This is a genomic window from Caballeronia sp. INDeC2 (assembly GCF_023631325.1).
GTDB lineage: Bacteria > Pseudomonadota > Gammaproteobacteria > Burkholderiales > Burkholderiaceae > Caballeronia.
The window spans coordinates 824,361-837,843 of the sequence record NZ_JALQDG010000003.1; the positions used below are offsets into that span (position 1 = coordinate 824,361).

Here is a 13,483-nt window from a genome sequence, read left to right on the forward strand (position 1 = left end):
GACATGCCTCTTGCCGAAGTGAACGGAACGCGAATTCACTATCGCATCGATGTGACGGCGGGCGACGACGCGCCGTGGCTCGTGCTGTCGAATTCGCTCGGCGCCGATGTTTCGATGTGGACGCCGAACATCGAAGCCTTCGCGAAGCATTACCGCGTGGTGCGCTACGACACGCGCGGCCACGGCCATTCCGATGTGCCTAAAGGTCCCTACACGATCGATCAGCTGATCGGCGACGTGACCGGTCTGATGGATCACCTGAAAATCGAGCGCGCGAACTACTGCGGCCTGTCGATGGGCGGGCTGACCGGCATCGGCCTGGCCGCGCGTCATCCGGAGCGCTTCTCGCGCGTCGTGCTGTCGAACACCGCCGCGCTGATCGGCTCCGACGCCGTGTGGACGCCGCGCGCCGCGAAGGCGCGTGAGCCGGGCGGCATGCCCGCGCTGACCGACGCCGTGATAGCGCGCTGGTTCACCGCGCCGTTCATCGAAGGTGAGCACCTCGCGCTCGCGAATATCCGCGACGTGTTTCGCCACACTTCGGGCGATGGCTACGCGTCGAACTGCGAAGCGATCCGCGACGCCGATCTGCGCGACGAAGCCAAAACGATCAAGCTGCCGGTGCTCGTGATCGCAGGCACGCACGATCTGTCGACGACAGCCGAGCAGGGCCGCGAGCTCGCGGGTTACATCGACGGATCGCGCTACCTCGAACTGGACGCGGCGCATCTGTCGAACATCGAAAAGCGCGACGACTACACGCGCGCCGTCCTCGACTTCCTCGGAGAACGACAATGACCGACGACGAACGTTACGAAGCGGGAATGAAGGTGCGTCGCGCGGTGCTGTCCGATGCGCACGTGGACCGGTCGCTCGCGAATCGCACGGAGCTGACGACGGAGTTTCAGAACTTCATCACGCGCTATGCATGGGGCGAGATCTGGACGCGCGACGGCCTGCCGCGCCACACGCGCAGCCTCATCACGATCGCGATGATGGTCGCGCTGAACCGCAGCGAGGAACTCGCGCTGCACTTGCGCGCCGCGAAGAACAATGGCGTGACGCAGGACGAAATCAAGGAAGTGCTGTTGCAGACGGCGGTCTATTGCGGCGTGCCGGCGGCGAATTCGGCATTCCACCTCGCGCAGAAGATCTTCGACGAGGAAAGCAAGGCGTAACCGCGCAACGCGTCCGACAGGAAACCGCCTCCGGGAAACCGGAGACGGCTTTTTCGCTTCTGGACTCAGAACGCGTAATACGGTCCTGGTCCCGCGGGCGTCGCGCGTCCGGCGAGCGCGGTGAACACGCGGCGTCCGTAGAAGAACGGCAAGCCCCAGTCGAAGTAGCCGCTGGCCGACCCGGCGAGGTTGTCGAAGGCGAAGTTGCCCGTCCCGAACAACGCCGTCGATTGCGCGATGGTGAAGCTCACCGCGCTCTGCGCGCCGCTCGGCGAGCGGATGGTCGCCGCGATCGTCTGCGGTGTCGACGGGCAATACCACACGCCGCATTTGGCGAGCGTCGTCGAAGGGAAGAAGACGCCGTTCGATCCGCTGTCGATGAAGCTCGACGCATACTGGCTGCCGCCGAAATCCGTCGTGACATAGCCCGACAGCGAGTTCGACTTGAGCACCGTCGCCTGGCCGAGCAGATTGTTCGACTGCGAGCCGATGCCGAAAGTCATCGTGCCGGTCACGGTCGCCGCGCCGTTGTCGGGCACGTCGGGAAGCTCGATCAGCACGCCGTTGTTGTCGCTGGCGAAGTTCGCGACCGGATTCGTCACCTGCTGCGCGACCGCCAGCGTACTCGCGACGCAGTTGGCCGAGACGCAGCTGTAGTACCAGCGCGGCATCGCGGTGACCGCACATCCCGCGCCGCAGTCGGCGCTGAAGGGCCCGACGCCGAGAATGCCGTTCGCGCGCAAGGACGACGCGGAGAGCATCGGCAGGCCGGACTGGGTGCAGTCCTGCGCGGTCGTGGGCGCGGCGCTGTCGGCGATCAGCTGGACGGAGGTCGAGCGCGCGACCTGGCCGGCGAGCCGCACGTCGGCCGTGCGCACCGCGCCCCAGGTATAGCCCGAACCGAACACCGCGCATTCCGCGACGACCGCGCTTTGATTGCTGCCCGCGACCAGCGGCAGCGCAATCGACGGACTGAGCGCGGAGGCCAGGATGCGCAGGCCATGCGACCCGGTATCGACCTGAATGTTGTCGATCGTCTGACAGGTGCTCGTGCCGGGCACGCAGATCGTCACGCTGGTTTGCAGAATGTTGCGCGTGTTGGTGGAGTTGCTGGCGACGCGGATCGTCTGGACGTTGGGCGTCGTCGATTGCGGCACGGTCGTGTCCGCGGCGGCCGACGATGGGGCGCTCGCGGGCGTGGCGGCGCTGGCCGTGGCCGCCGCGCTCGCGGTTGCGGGCGCGCTCGCTTGCGGGGGCGGCGCGGCGGAACTTTCGTTCGAGCCTCCGCCTCCGCCGCATGCGTGAAGCAGGGCGCAGAGCGCGAAGAGGGGCATCGAGAGGAGGGCGCGTGTGTTCATCGTCGGCCTCTCACTGAATGTCGGTCGATGTCACGCCCGCCGGCAGGCCGCTCGCGAGCCATGCGCGTCCGCTGAATTCGCGTAGCCGCACGCGATTTTCGACGACGAGATCGCCCTGCGCGACGCGCGTCGCATGCAGACCGGCATCGCCGACCGACGCATTCGCGCCTTGCCTGAACGTCTCGAAGTGCGCGCCAAGTAGCGCGCCGATGTCCGGCATCGCCGGGCCGCGCCAGGAGACGCCGTACACCGCACCGCTCGTGTCGACATATTCACGCACGACGATGCCTTGCTGGTCCGTCGTTTCGCGATATTGCACGAGGCCGCCCTGCGCCTGATGCACGACATCGCCTTCCGACGCACCGGCCGCGCGCCCGGTCGCGCCGAGTTGCGCGTGAGCCGTCGCCGTCGCGCCGATCGTGATGATCGCCAAGCCTGCGATCACGTAGTGAGGAATTCTGATCTTTCTCATGTATTTTCTCCGTTATTTAGGACTCTTCTTGTTTTTTGAGATGGGATTTTAGATGTAGAGCCCAGCAAAACGATACGGAGGAAGGCACGTGGCAAAGCGATCGATTCCCGTCGTTCTAGCGATGAATCCGCCTATGAATCAGCAGGTTGCACACAGCGAGAGACCGAATTCCTGATTTTCGTGATTGTCATAAATTGTCAATTCGATGCGGAGCGTCTTAAATACAAAATGCAAACGCGCAATTTGGCTGCTTTCAATCCGCATTCTGCGACACCGAGCAATAGGCAAAATGCGCACGCTGCACGCGCTCGCCGGAGGCCGACCGGACCTCTTTTTTTCACGGCGCAGCGTCGGACCGGTAAAATGCTGGGTTGATCCACGGAAGAACGCCCGTGGCGTAGCGGAAGGATTTCTCCAAATGACAGATTTTCGTGTGACCAAGCGCATGGCTGCGCTTTTCGCGGTGGCCGGAATCGTGGCGGGATGCGGCAGCACCAATCCCAACGCATTCAACTACAAGAGCGATCAGCGTTCCAAACAGGTGTCTCTCGCCGTTCCGCCGAATCTGCTCGACGAAGCGGTCGACCAGCGCTCGCTGCCGCCGCAGGGCGGGCAGGCATCGCTCTCCGAGCTTCAACAAGTCCAGAAAGTCGCACCGAACGCGCCCACGGTGGTCCCGCCGGTCTCGGGCATGCACATACAACGCGACGGAACCGAGCGCTGGCTCGTCGTCGACGGCAAGACGCCTGAACAGGTCTGGCCGCAGATCCGCCGCTTCTGGCAGGAGCAGGGCTTTCTGCTCGTCGTCGATCAGCGCGACAAGGGCGTGATGGAAACGGACTGGAACGAAACGCATCCGCAGATTTCGGACGGCCTGATCCGCGACACGCTCGCCAAGGCAACCGGCAATTCGTATGTCACGGCCGAACGCAACAAGTACCGCACGCGCCTCGAGACGGCGCCGAGCGGCGGCACTTACGTGTTCATCAGCCAGAAGGGCATGCGTGAGGCGCTGACCGGCGTGAACAACGATTCGAGCCAGTGGCAGGCGCGTCCGAACGATCCGGCGCTCGAAAACGAATATCTCAAGCGCCTGATGTCCTCGCTCGCGATGGCCGATCAACGCACCGCCGCAGGCGGCGCGACGCCGCTCGACACGCCGGCCGCGGCAGGTGCAGCCGGTGCAGCGAGCGCGCAAGCCGGGAAGGGCGGCGACGCGAAGGCCGCGTCCGTTGCGGCGCAGAACGTCGCGAACGCGGGCAATTCGCCGATCCGCAACGAAGTCGTGCCCGAGGCCTCGTCGTCGCAACTGACGTTGCCGGAAGCGTATGACCGCGCATGGCTGCGCGTGGGCATCGCGCTCGATCGCGCCAACTTCACGGTGGACGATCGCGACCGCAGCAAGGGCGTCTACTACGTGCGCTATGTCGATCCGACGGACAAGACATCGGCGGAGCAGGGCTTCTGGAGCCAGGTGTTCCACGGCCGCAAGGAAATGAAGGCGAAGCAGTATCAGGTCAACGTGCGCGCCGTCACCGAGCAGCAAACGCGCATAGCGATTGTCGACGACAAGGGAAATGTCGATGCGTCCCCGCAGGCGCGCCAGATCATGGCGTTGCTCGCCGACCAGATCAGCTGAACCGTTTCTTCACTTCGTCGCACGCAAAATCGCACGCAAAAACGCCTCGTTCACGCGAGGCGTTTTTTTACGCGCTCATCGCCGCGCCGCCCGCGCAAACGATTTCGTCAGCGTGCACAGAAATGCGAGCGTCGCCGAGGAATTGCGCAGACAATTCTTTCTATTCGGAAATGTGCGCAAAAGCTTATAGAAATGAACGGGTGGACAGTACATTGCATCAATGACGTAATTCACCCGCCCGAAGCGCTTCCAAAGCGCGCCGATCAGGTGCGCCGCACCGGACAAACAGACGATTGGTTCGCTACACGCGAACCCCGATGGCCCCGTCGCCTATCCTCGTAGGGCGACGGTTTTTGCCCGCGTTTCGCTTGGAACGCGGGCTTTTTCTTTAGACACGCTCTTTGGTGTTTTCGGCGATGTCGGCTGCGCGCGTTTATGCTCGTGCTTTCATCGTTTCATCGAAAACAGGAGAACACTCATGTCGGAAGTTGCCGTCGTCGCTATTTTCGTCGCCAAGCCGGGCAAGGAAGAGGAACTGAGGCAAGTGCTCGAAGCCAACGTCGAGCCGACGCGCAAAGAACCGGGCGCGCTGCAATACGATTTGCACCGCGACATCAAGGAGCCGCGGCGCTTCATTTTCGTCGAACGCTGGGAGAGCGAAGCCGCGCTAGCGAAGCACGGCGAATCGGCGCATATTCAGGCGTTTCGCGCCAAAGCGCCGGATCTGTACGAGCACGGCGAGGTCCGCGTCGCGAGCAAGATCGTCTGACGGTCGAAACCGTCTTCAGTGCGTCTCGTGCGGCACGTCGAGGATCAGGATGATGGTCCAGTCGGCGTCGCCGTCGTGGTGATACTGGCGCTCCGCGACGATGAACGGCTGCTGTTTGCCGCTCGGCCCGAGGAAGAGCACGTCGCCTTCCATCGGTAGACATTCGACGGGCGGCAGCGCCAGATACGAGTCCTTGTTCACGTTGCGCGGCATCAGTTTTTCGATCTTGCGCGATGCCGCTTCGGTCCATTCGATATCGAGCTGGATATTGCTCATGCTGTCGTTCGCACGCTGAGTGCGCTCCACGGTTGAATCGTTGAAAAGACGATGCGCAATGTAGCACACGCGGTGCTCGATCCATGAGGCACGCCAAACGGAAAAACGGCCCTGGGGCCGTTTTTCCGCTCGTGCGTCAGAACACGCTGGATGCTCAGATTTCCTCGTACAGCGGCAGCGTCAGAAACTCGGTGAATTCCGCCGATGTCGACATCTCCTCGAAGATCTTCGCGGCGCGTTCGTACGGCTTCGTGTCGGCACCCGACGCGCCGACAGCCTGCTTCACCTTCTCCAGTTCGTCGATGGTGATCTCGCGCACCATCGCGGCCGTGACCTTGCGGCCGTCGTCGAGCTTGCCCTTCGGCGAGCGGATCCATTGCCACACTTGCGAGCGCGAAATCTCCGCGGTCGCGGCGTCTTCCATCAGATTGTGGATCGGCACGCAGCCATTGCCCGCGAGCCACGAACCGAGATAGTGGACGCCGACGTTCACGTTGTTGCGCAAGCCCGCTTCGGTGATCGGCTCTTCCGGGCGGAAGTCGAGCAGATCGTGCGCGGTGACCTGCACATCGGTGCGCTGCTTCTCGATCTGGTTCGGCTTGTCGCCGAGCACCTTCACGAACTCTTCCATTGCCACCGGCACGAGTCCCGGATGCGCGACCCAGCCGCCGTCGTAGCCGTCGGTCGCGTCGCGGGCCTTGTCGGAGCGCACACCGCCCATCGCCTTGTCGTTCGCCGCCGGATCGTTCTTGATCGGAATCAGCGCCGACATGCCGCCGATCGCCGGCGCGTTGCGCTTGTGGCAGGTCTTCAGCAATTCGAGCGCGTAGGCGCGCATGAACGGCGAGGTCATCGTGATCTTCGCGCGGTCGGCGAGGCAGAAGTCCGTGTCGTTCTTGAACTTCTTGATCGCCGAGAAGATGTAATCCCAGCGGCCCGCATTCAGCCCGGAGCTATGCTCGCGCAGTTCGTACAGGATCTCGTCCATCTCGAAGGCGGCAAGTATCGTTTCGACGAGCACGGTCGCCCGAATCGTGCCGCGCGGGATGCCGACGCCTTCCTGCGCCGCGATGAAGACGTCGTTCCACAGGCGCGCTTCGAGATGGCTTTCCATCTTCGGCAGATAGAAGTAGGGGCCGCTGCCGCGCGCGACCAGTTCCTTCGCGTTGTGGAAGAGGAAGAGCGCGAAATCGAAGATCCCGCCCGACACGCGCTGCCCGTCGACGCTCACGTGCTTTTCATCGAGATGCCAGCCGCGCGGGCGCACGATCAGCGTCGCGATCGTGTCGTTGAGCTTGTACGACTTGCCGTTCTGCTCCAGCGAGATCGTGCGGCGCACCGCTTCCTTCAGGTTGATCTGGCCGACGATCTGGTTGTCCCAGCTCGGCGCGTTCGAATCCTCGAAGTCGGTCATGTACGAATCCGCGCCGGAGTTGAGCGCGTTGATGATCATCTTGCGCTCGACCGGACCGGTGATCTCGACGCGCCGGCGTTGCAGGTCCTTTGGCAGCGGCGCGACTTTCCAATCGCCCTCGCGGATCGACTTCGTTTCTTCGAGGAAGCCGGGGCGTTCGCCCGCATCGAGACGTTTGGTGCGCTCGACGCGCGCCGCGAGCAGTTGCTGGCGGCGCGGCTCGAACTGGCGATGCAGCGAGGCGACGAACGCCAGCGCCTCGGGCGTGAGGATGGTCTCGTAGCCGGGCTTGATATCGGCTGAGATTTCCATGCCTTTCGGAAGCGAAAGCGGATTCGATGGATGCGTCATGGTTTTCTCCTTGGTCGGTCAGACGGTTTTGCGAGTGGTGTGTTTGAATCGATGAAAAGGCGCCTAGATGCCGGGCGGCCGGCGCGCGTTGCCTGTCTTGCGGCCGCGCGTTGCGGTGGCCGCGCGCGCAAAGCCGCCTTCGATGAAAGCGACGAGTTCGGCCATACCGCGGCCGCTGCCGTGCGCCGTGACGCCCAGTTCCTCGAAGGGTAGCGCGGCGCGGTCGATCCAGAACGTCGTGTAGCCGAACCATGTCGCGCCCGCGACGTTCCAGCCGTTGCTCGACACGAACACGATGTCGCGCGCGGCGGCGTCGAAGGCGCGCGTCCCGAGCGCGTACGCGGCGGCGGCGGGCTTGTAGGCGCGCGCGGAATCGGCCGACAACACGTGATCGAAAAGCCCGCTCATCCCGGCGCTTTTCACCGCGATGTCGAGCATCGGCGGATTGCCGTTCGACAGAATCGCGAGGGGAATGGCGAGGCCATCGCGCAACGATTTGAGCGCGGGTACGGTGTCGGGAAATGCGGAGAGGCACGCGTATTCGTCCATCAGCCGCTTTTCGGCGGCGCTCGTCAGCGCGTCGGCGAGCTTCAGGCGCGCGGCGGCGTGGCGCAGCGCGTCGATCGTGATTTTCCAGAACGGCTCGTAGTGCGCCCCCGACGGATCGGCGAGCGTGCGCAACTGCGTGTATTCGATCTGTTTGCGACGCCAGAGCTTCGAGAGAGCATCGCCGTGGCCGGGAAAAAGCTGCTCGGCGGCTGCGACGACCGAATGGACGTCGAAGAGCGTGCCGTAAGCATCGAAGATGACTGCTCGGGGAAGCCGGGAAGATTCGATGGACGATGCGGGTGTCGTTATGGCCGACATAGCCGTGCGCTCCGTTTAGAGGTCGGAACCGATTCTATTCGTGATCTAAGTGATGGAAAAAGCACCGCAACATCACTTGATCTTTTACTTTTACTTAACTAATCTGGGCGTGCGAAGCTTAATTAACGACGAACACGCATGGATCGATTCAAACAGATAGAAACTTTTGCCTCGGTCGCGGCGAAGGGCAGCCTGTCGGCGGCGGCGCAGGCGGAGGGCATCGCGCCGGCTGTTATCGGACGCAGGCTCGACGCGCTCGAAGAACGGCTCGGGGTGAAGCTGCTCGTGCGTACGACGCGCAAGATCACGCTCACTTTCGAAGGCTCGGCGTTTCTCGAGGACTGCCAGCGCATCATCAACGACATGCAGAACGCGGAGGCGAGCGTATCGGCGGGCGGCGTGAAGGCCAGCGGGCATTTGCGCGTATCGGCGCCGGCGGGCTTCGGGCGGCGTCACGTCGCGTCGCTCGTGCCAAAATTCACGACCCTGCATCCGGATGTGTCCGTCAGTCTCGATCTGACCGACCGCATGGTCGACCTCGTCAACGAAGGCTTCGACTGCGCGGTGCGACTGGGCGAACTGCCGGATTCGTCGCTCGTGTCGCTGAAGCTCGGGGAGAACCGGCGCGTGTGTGTCGCATCGCCGGACTATCTCGCGCGGCGCGGCAAGCCCGCCGATCTCGCCGCGCTCGCCCATCACAATTGCCTCGCGCTCGGTGCGTCGGCGAATCAGCAGCGTGGCTGGGTCTTCGAGCAGGACGGCAAAGTCGTGACGATCAAGGTTTCCGGCACGATGGAGTGCTCGGACGGCGCGGTGCTGCACGAATGGTGTCTCGAAGGCCGTGGTCTCGCGTGGCGGTCCTGGTGGGAAGTGGGCGAGGACATTGGCGCGGGGCGTCTCGTGAGCGTGCTCGATGCGTTCGCCGCGCCGCCGATCGGCATTCATGCAGTGTTTCCGCAGAGACGGCATTTGCCGTTGCGGGTGCGCTTGTTTCTCGATCTGCTCAAGCATACGTATAACGCGCCAGGGTATTGGGGCTGAATCCGCGCATCGGCGGAAATTTCGGATTCCTATGCGGGCGCAGTGAGTGACGGTTCGAAGCGGCACTTCGCCGCGCGCTTTCATCGAAATTTTCTCCGCGTCAGTCCGCGTTACTACAATAGAACCACGCACTTACACGTGACGGGGGACGCCATGTTCAAACACATCCTCGTGCCGACCGACGGCTCCGAGCTATCGCAAAAGGCCATCGACGGCGCGATCGATCTCGCGCAATCCGTTGGCGCGCGCATCACGGCTTATGCGTGCCTGCCTCAATATCCGTATTCGCCTTTCGCCGATGTCGCCGTCGAGCCGCCCGACGACTTCCACGCGCGCGCCGAGAACGAAGCGCGCGAGCATCTGCGCGCCGTCGAGCGGGCCGCCGAGAGCGCCGGCGTGCCCTGCGCGAGCGTGACGAGCATCGATGCCGCGCCGTATATCGGCATCATCGAGGCGGCGGAGCAAAATGGCTGCGACGTGATTCTGATGGCATCGCACGGACGCCGTGGGCTGGGAAGCTTGCTAATAGGCAGCGAAACGCAGCGCGTGCTGACGCATACGACAATTCCGGTCATCGTGTACCGCTGATGTCTCAAACGAAAGCGCACGCGATGCGCTTTCGTTTGAACGGCGGCCGTCGCGCGATACTGCGTGCGCCACGGCCGCCGCTTCTTTTCACCGCTCTCCCTGATTCACCCTGTCTGACGCGTGATTACGCGACCTTCTTGTCGAAGAACTGCTCGTCTTCGGTCGAACCGTGCAGCGCGGTCGTCGATGATTCCTTCTCGACCGTCTGCGTCACGGCGTCGAAGTAGCCCGTGCCCACTTCGCGCTGATGCTTCACCGCCGTGAAGCCCTTGTCGGCGGCGGCGAATTCGGCCTGCTGCAACTCGACGAACGCGCTCATCTGCGAACGGGCGTAGCCGTGCGCGAGGTTGAACATCGAGTAGTTCAGCGCGTGGAAGCCCGCGAGCGTGATGAACTGGAACTTGTAGCCCATCGCGCCGAGCTCGCGCTGGAATTTGGCGATGGTCGCGTCGTCCAGATTCTTCTTCCAGTTGAACGACGGCGAGCAGTTGTACGACAGCATCTTGTCCGGGAACTGCTTGTGGATCGCCTCGGCGAACTTCTTCGCATATTCGAGATCCGGCTTGCCGGTTTCGCACCACACGAGGTCCGCGTAAGGCGCGTAGGCGAGGCCGCGCGACACCGCCTGTTCGAGGCCCGGCTTGGTGCGGAAGAAGCCTTCCACGGTGCGCTCGCCGGTCAGGAACGGCTTGTCGTTCTCGTCGATGTCGGACGTGACGAGATCGGCGGCTTCGGCATCGGTGCGCGCGATGAGCAGCGTCGGCACGCCGCACACGTCCGCGGCCAGACGTGCCGCCGACAGCTTCGCAACGTTCTCGCGCGTCGGCACGAGCACCTTGCCGCCCATGTGGCCGCACTTCTTGACCGACGCCAGCTGATCTTCGAAGTGCACGCCCGCGGCGCCGGCTTCGATCATCGCCTTCATCAGTTCGAACGCGTTGAGCACGCCGCCGAAGCCCGCTTCGGCATCGGCCACGATCGGCGCAAAGTAGTCGATATAGCCTTCATCGCCCGGATTCTTGCCTTCGGACCATTGAATCTGATCGGCACGCGTGAGCGTGTTGTTGATGCGCTTAACAACCAGAGGCACCGAATTCGCCGGATACAGCGACTGGTCCGGATACATTTCGCCCGCGACGTTGGCGTCACCAGCCACCTGCCAGCCCGACAGATAGATCGCCTTGAGGCCGGCCTTGACTTGCTGCATCGCCTGATTGCCGGTCAGGGCGCCGAGCGCGTTGACGAACGGCTCTTCGTGAATCGACGCCCACAGCCTTTCCGCGCCGTGGCGTGCGAGCGTGTGCTCCTGCTGCACCGAGCCACGCAGACGCACGACGTCATCCGCCGAGTAGCCGCGCTTGATGCCTTTCCAGCGCGGATCGGTTTCCCACTGCTGCTGGAGTTGCTGAGCTTGTTGTTGGCGTGAGGTCATAGCGGTTTCTCCTGAGATTGGACTGAACGACGAATGTTGAATCGATGTTCCTGAACGACTTGAGCTCCGATGCGCCTGATCCGGCAGCCTGCGTTTGCTCAACTCTTATATAAGAGTCTAGGCAAATGAGGCCCTGCGAAACACCCCTCGGGACGAGATTTATAGATTATTTTTATCGTTATGATTCAATGGGATATTTTTTGAATATCGTATAGCGGAATGATGTTTTCTATCTTGCAACGAGTTAGTTTGTGCCGCGCAGCACATCTTTTGCGACGCAAAAGACCATTGCACATCGTGAAATATGACGACGGGACGAAAAAAAACCGATGCGCGAAGCATCGGTTCTTTTCCGGACTTGGGAAGCGGCGTTCGAATCCGCTTCCTTAAGTTGCTTAGCTGCCGCGGCGCGGAGCGCGCGGGCCGTCGTTGCGGCGTGCGCTGTAGCCGTCGCGCGAGCCGAAGCCACCTTCGCCACGGTTACCGCCGTGATAGCCGCCATCGCTGTTGCCGCCGCGATAACCGCCGTCGCTGTTGCCGCCACGATAGCCACCGCCGTCGCGCGAACCCGCGTTCGACTTGTTGCCGTAGCCGCCGGCGTTGCCCGCACCGTAGCCACGACCGCTGCCGCCGGTACCAGCGTTACCGCCGAAGCGACGACCGCCGCCGCCGTTGCCGCCCGGACGGCCGCGGCCGCCGCCGAAACCGCCCTTCGGCGGTGCCTTGCGCGGCTCGAAGCCGACGACGACGTTCACCGGCAGCGGCGTGCGCACGAAGCGCTCAATGCGCTTCAGCGCGCCCATTTCGGCGTAATGCACGAGGCTCACCGCCGTGCCGCTACGACCGGCACGACCGGTACGGCCGATACGGTGCACGTAGTCTTCCGCGAACTTCGGCAGGTCGTAGTTGAAGACGTGCGTGATGCCAGGAATGTCGATGCCACGCGCCGCGACGTCGGTCGCGACCAGCACGCGCACACGGCGCTCGCGCAGCGCACGGATGGTGCGATTGCGCGCGCCTTGCGGCAGATCGCCGTGCAGCGCGGCGGATTCGAAGCCCGCGTCGGCGAGACGATTGGCGATGAGATCGGCATCGCTCTTCGTCGCCGTGAAGACAATCGCCTGATCGAGACCGGAGTCGCGCAACAGATGGTCGAGCAGACGATCCTTGTGATCGCGATCATCCACATAATGCACGGCCTGCGCGATATTGCCGTTCGCTTCGAGCTTCTGCACGATCTCGATACGCTCGGGGTCCTTCAGCAGACGACCGGTCAGCGACGTGATCTTGCTGTCGATGGTCGCGGAGAAAAGCAGCGTCTGGCGCGAAGCCGGCGTCGCATCGACGATCCGCTCGATGTCTTCGATGAAGCCCATGTCGAGCATGCGGTCGGCTTCGTCCAGCACGAGCATGTTGAGGCTCGACAGATCGATGCGGCCGCGTTCGAGGTGATCGATCAGACGTCCCGGCGTCGCCACGAGAATCTCGGGGTTCTTCGCGAGCAGCATCAATTGCTGGCCATAAGCGACGCCGCCGAGAATGCTGACGGTGCGCAGACGGCGCAGGTGCTTGCCGTACGTGGTCGCGGCGGTGGAAACCTGCATCGCGAGTTCGCGGGTCGGCGTGAGCACGAGCAGGCGCGGACGCGCGACCGGCTGCGGACGGCGGCTGCGAGCGTTCGGATCACGCGGCTCGCGCGGTTGCTGCGCTTCCTGCTTTTGCAGTTGCGAGAATTTTTCGATGGCCGGCAGCATGAATGCCGCCGTCTTGCCCGAACCGGTCGGGCTCGATACGAGCAGGTCGCGGCCGGCGAGCGCGGCGGGAATCGCGCGCTGCTGAACGGGCGTCGGGCTCTGATAGCCAGCGGCGGTCAGCGCGGACACGATGTCGGCGCACAGGCCGAGCGATTCGAAAGAGGGGCCGGCGGGCTTGTCGGCGGGGGCGTCGGTGGCCGGGGTGTCGACCGTGGGGGTGATGCCAATGTTTGCTGCGAGATTGTCCAACGGGCTAGCGGTGAAGCTCGAAGTCATGTCGATCCTTGAAACGAGGAATAAGGCGTCGGCGCCAATCGGCATACCCAAGTCGTTGGATTCAGCGA

General features: G+C 63.3%; 13 protein-coding genes. 6 read left to right on the top strand and 7 right to left on the bottom strand.

The genetic code is table 11. From position 1 onward, the window contains the following. Positions 1–3 precede the first annotated feature (3 nt). Together pcaD and pcaC are read left to right on the top strand one after the other, a co-directional pair. On the top strand, positions 4–798 hold the full coding sequence (gene pcaD / locus NCS28_RS05685; RefSeq protein ID WP_250512868.1) for a 3-oxoadipate enol-lactonase: 795 nt from the start codon (positions 4–6) through the stop codon (positions 796–798). Further along, positions 795–1,178 carry a 4-carboxymuconolactone decarboxylase gene (gene pcaC, locus NCS28_RS05690; protein ID WP_008350165.1) on the top strand — a complete coding sequence of 128 codons (384 nt, stop codon included), beginning with the start codon at positions 795–797 and terminating at the stop codon, positions 1,176–1,178. The genes pcaD and pcaC overlap by 4 nt, the downstream gene beginning before the upstream one ends. Positions 1,179–1,243: 65 nt before the next feature. Here pcaC and NCS28_RS05695 read toward each other — a convergent pair whose 3' ends face one another. Together NCS28_RS05695 and NCS28_RS05700 are read right to left on the bottom strand one after the other, a co-directional pair. Further along, a complete protein-coding gene (locus NCS28_RS05695) occupies positions 1,244–2,536 on the bottom strand; it encodes a DUF3443 domain-containing protein (RefSeq protein ID WP_250512869.1) in 1,293 nt (430 codons plus the stop codon). A gap of 10 nt (positions 2,537–2,546) precedes the next feature. Continuing rightward, positions 2,547–3,008, bottom strand: a complete 462-nt coding sequence (locus NCS28_RS05700; RefSeq protein WP_250512870.1) for a DUF2844 domain-containing protein — start codon at positions 3,006–3,008, stop codon at positions 2,547–2,549. Between the two features lie 418 nt (positions 3,009–3,426). Between NCS28_RS05700 and bamC the strand changes: the two genes are divergently transcribed. Further along, the gene (gene bamC / locus NCS28_RS05705) at positions 3,427–4,647 is read left to right on the top strand and encodes an NlpB/DapX family lipoprotein (RefSeq protein WP_250512871.1); all 1,221 of its coding nucleotides are present in this window, start codon (positions 3,427–3,429) and stop codon (positions 4,645–4,647) included. 478 nt (positions 4,648–5,125) lie between these two features. Next, on the top strand, positions 5,126–5,416 hold the full coding sequence (locus tag NCS28_RS05710) for a putative quinol monooxygenase (protein ID WP_035503481.1): 291 nt from the start codon (positions 5,126–5,128) through the stop codon (positions 5,414–5,416). 15 nt (positions 5,417–5,431) lie between these two features. Here the strand turns inward: NCS28_RS05710 and NCS28_RS05715 are convergent, their stop codons facing one another. From NCS28_RS05715 to NCS28_RS05725, 3 genes are all read right to left on the bottom strand, one after another. Continuing rightward, the gene (locus NCS28_RS05715) at positions 5,432–5,692 is read right to left on the bottom strand and encodes a hypothetical protein (protein WP_035503563.1); all 261 of its coding nucleotides are present in this window, start codon (positions 5,690–5,692) and stop codon (positions 5,432–5,434) included. Between the two features lie 154 nt (positions 5,693–5,846). Then, complete coding sequence (gene aceB, locus NCS28_RS05720; protein ID WP_250512872.1) at positions 5,847–7,457, bottom strand: malate synthase A; 1,611 nt, start codon at positions 7,455–7,457, stop codon at positions 5,847–5,849. A gap of 63 nt (positions 7,458–7,520) precedes the next feature. Further along, positions 7,521–8,324, bottom strand: coding sequence for a haloacid dehalogenase type II (locus NCS28_RS05725; protein ID WP_250512873.1), 804 nt, complete (start codon positions 8,322–8,324; stop codon positions 7,521–7,523). Between the two features lie 138 nt (positions 8,325–8,462). Here NCS28_RS05725 and NCS28_RS05730 point away from each other — a divergent pair, with 138 nt between their 5' ends. Then, entirely contained in the window at positions 8,463–9,365 is a 903-nt protein-coding gene (locus tag NCS28_RS05730; protein ID WP_250512874.1) for a LysR family transcriptional regulator, read from the top strand. A 153-nt stretch (positions 9,366–9,518) separates the two neighbouring features. Beyond that, a complete protein-coding gene (locus NCS28_RS05735; RefSeq protein ID WP_250512875.1) occupies positions 9,519–9,953 on the top strand; it encodes a universal stress protein in 435 nt (144 codons plus the stop codon). 124 nt (positions 9,954–10,077) lie between these two features. On the opposite strand, the gene aceA is transcribed toward NCS28_RS05735, so the two are convergent. Both aceA and NCS28_RS05745 read right to left on the bottom strand, forming a co-directional pair. Next, entirely contained in the window at positions 10,078–11,385 is a 1,308-nt protein-coding gene (aceA, locus tag NCS28_RS05740; protein WP_250512876.1) for an isocitrate lyase, read from the bottom strand. A 395-nt stretch (positions 11,386–11,780) separates the two neighbouring features. Continuing rightward, positions 11,781–13,415 carry a DEAD/DEAH box helicase gene (locus NCS28_RS05745; protein ID WP_250512877.1) on the bottom strand — a complete coding sequence of 545 codons (1,635 nt, stop codon included), beginning with the start codon at positions 13,413–13,415 and terminating at the stop codon, positions 11,781–11,783. Positions 13,416–13,483: the final 68 nt, after the last annotated feature.

What these genes read in the sequence shown, in the direction of transcription:
- pcaD (WP_250512868.1), top strand. Translation starts at nt 4, where the DNA reads ATGCCTCTTGCCGAAGTGAACGGAACGCGAATTCACTATCGCATCGAT.
- pcaC (WP_008350165.1), top strand. Translation starts at nt 795, where the DNA reads ATGACCGACGACGAACGTTACGAAGCGGGAATGAAGGTGCGTCGCGCG.
- NCS28_RS05695 (WP_250512869.1), bottom strand. Translation starts at nt 2,536, where the DNA reads ATGAACACACGCGCCCTCCTCTCGATGCCCCTCTTCGCGCTCTGCGCC.
- NCS28_RS05700 (WP_250512870.1), bottom strand. Translation starts at nt 3,008, where the DNA reads ATGAGAAAGATCAGAATTCCTCACTACGTGATCGCAGGCTTGGCGATC.
- bamC (WP_250512871.1), top strand. Translation starts at nt 3,427, where the DNA reads ATGACAGATTTTCGTGTGACCAAGCGCATGGCTGCGCTTTTCGCGGTG.
- NCS28_RS05710 (WP_035503481.1), top strand. Translation starts at nt 5,126, where the DNA reads ATGTCGGAAGTTGCCGTCGTCGCTATTTTCGTCGCCAAGCCGGGCAAG.
- NCS28_RS05715 (WP_035503563.1), bottom strand. Translation starts at nt 5,692, where the DNA reads ATGAGCAATATCCAGCTCGATATCGAATGGACCGAAGCGGCATCGCGC.
- aceB (WP_250512872.1), bottom strand. Translation starts at nt 7,457, where the DNA reads ATGACGCATCCATCGAATCCGCTTTCGCTTCCGAAAGGCATGGAAATC.
- NCS28_RS05725 (WP_250512873.1), bottom strand. Translation starts at nt 8,324, where the DNA reads ATGTCGGCCATAACGACACCCGCATCGTCCATCGAATCTTCCCGGCTT.
- NCS28_RS05730 (WP_250512874.1), top strand. Translation starts at nt 8,463, where the DNA reads ATGGATCGATTCAAACAGATAGAAACTTTTGCCTCGGTCGCGGCGAAG.
- NCS28_RS05735 (WP_250512875.1), top strand. Translation starts at nt 9,519, where the DNA reads ATGTTCAAACACATCCTCGTGCCGACCGACGGCTCCGAGCTATCGCAA.
- aceA (WP_250512876.1), bottom strand. Translation starts at nt 11,385, where the DNA reads ATGACCTCACGCCAACAACAAGCTCAGCAACTCCAGCAGCAGTGGGAA.
- NCS28_RS05745 (WP_250512877.1), bottom strand. Translation starts at nt 13,415, where the DNA reads ATGACTTCGAGCTTCACCGCTAGCCCGTTGGACAATCTCGCAGCAAAC.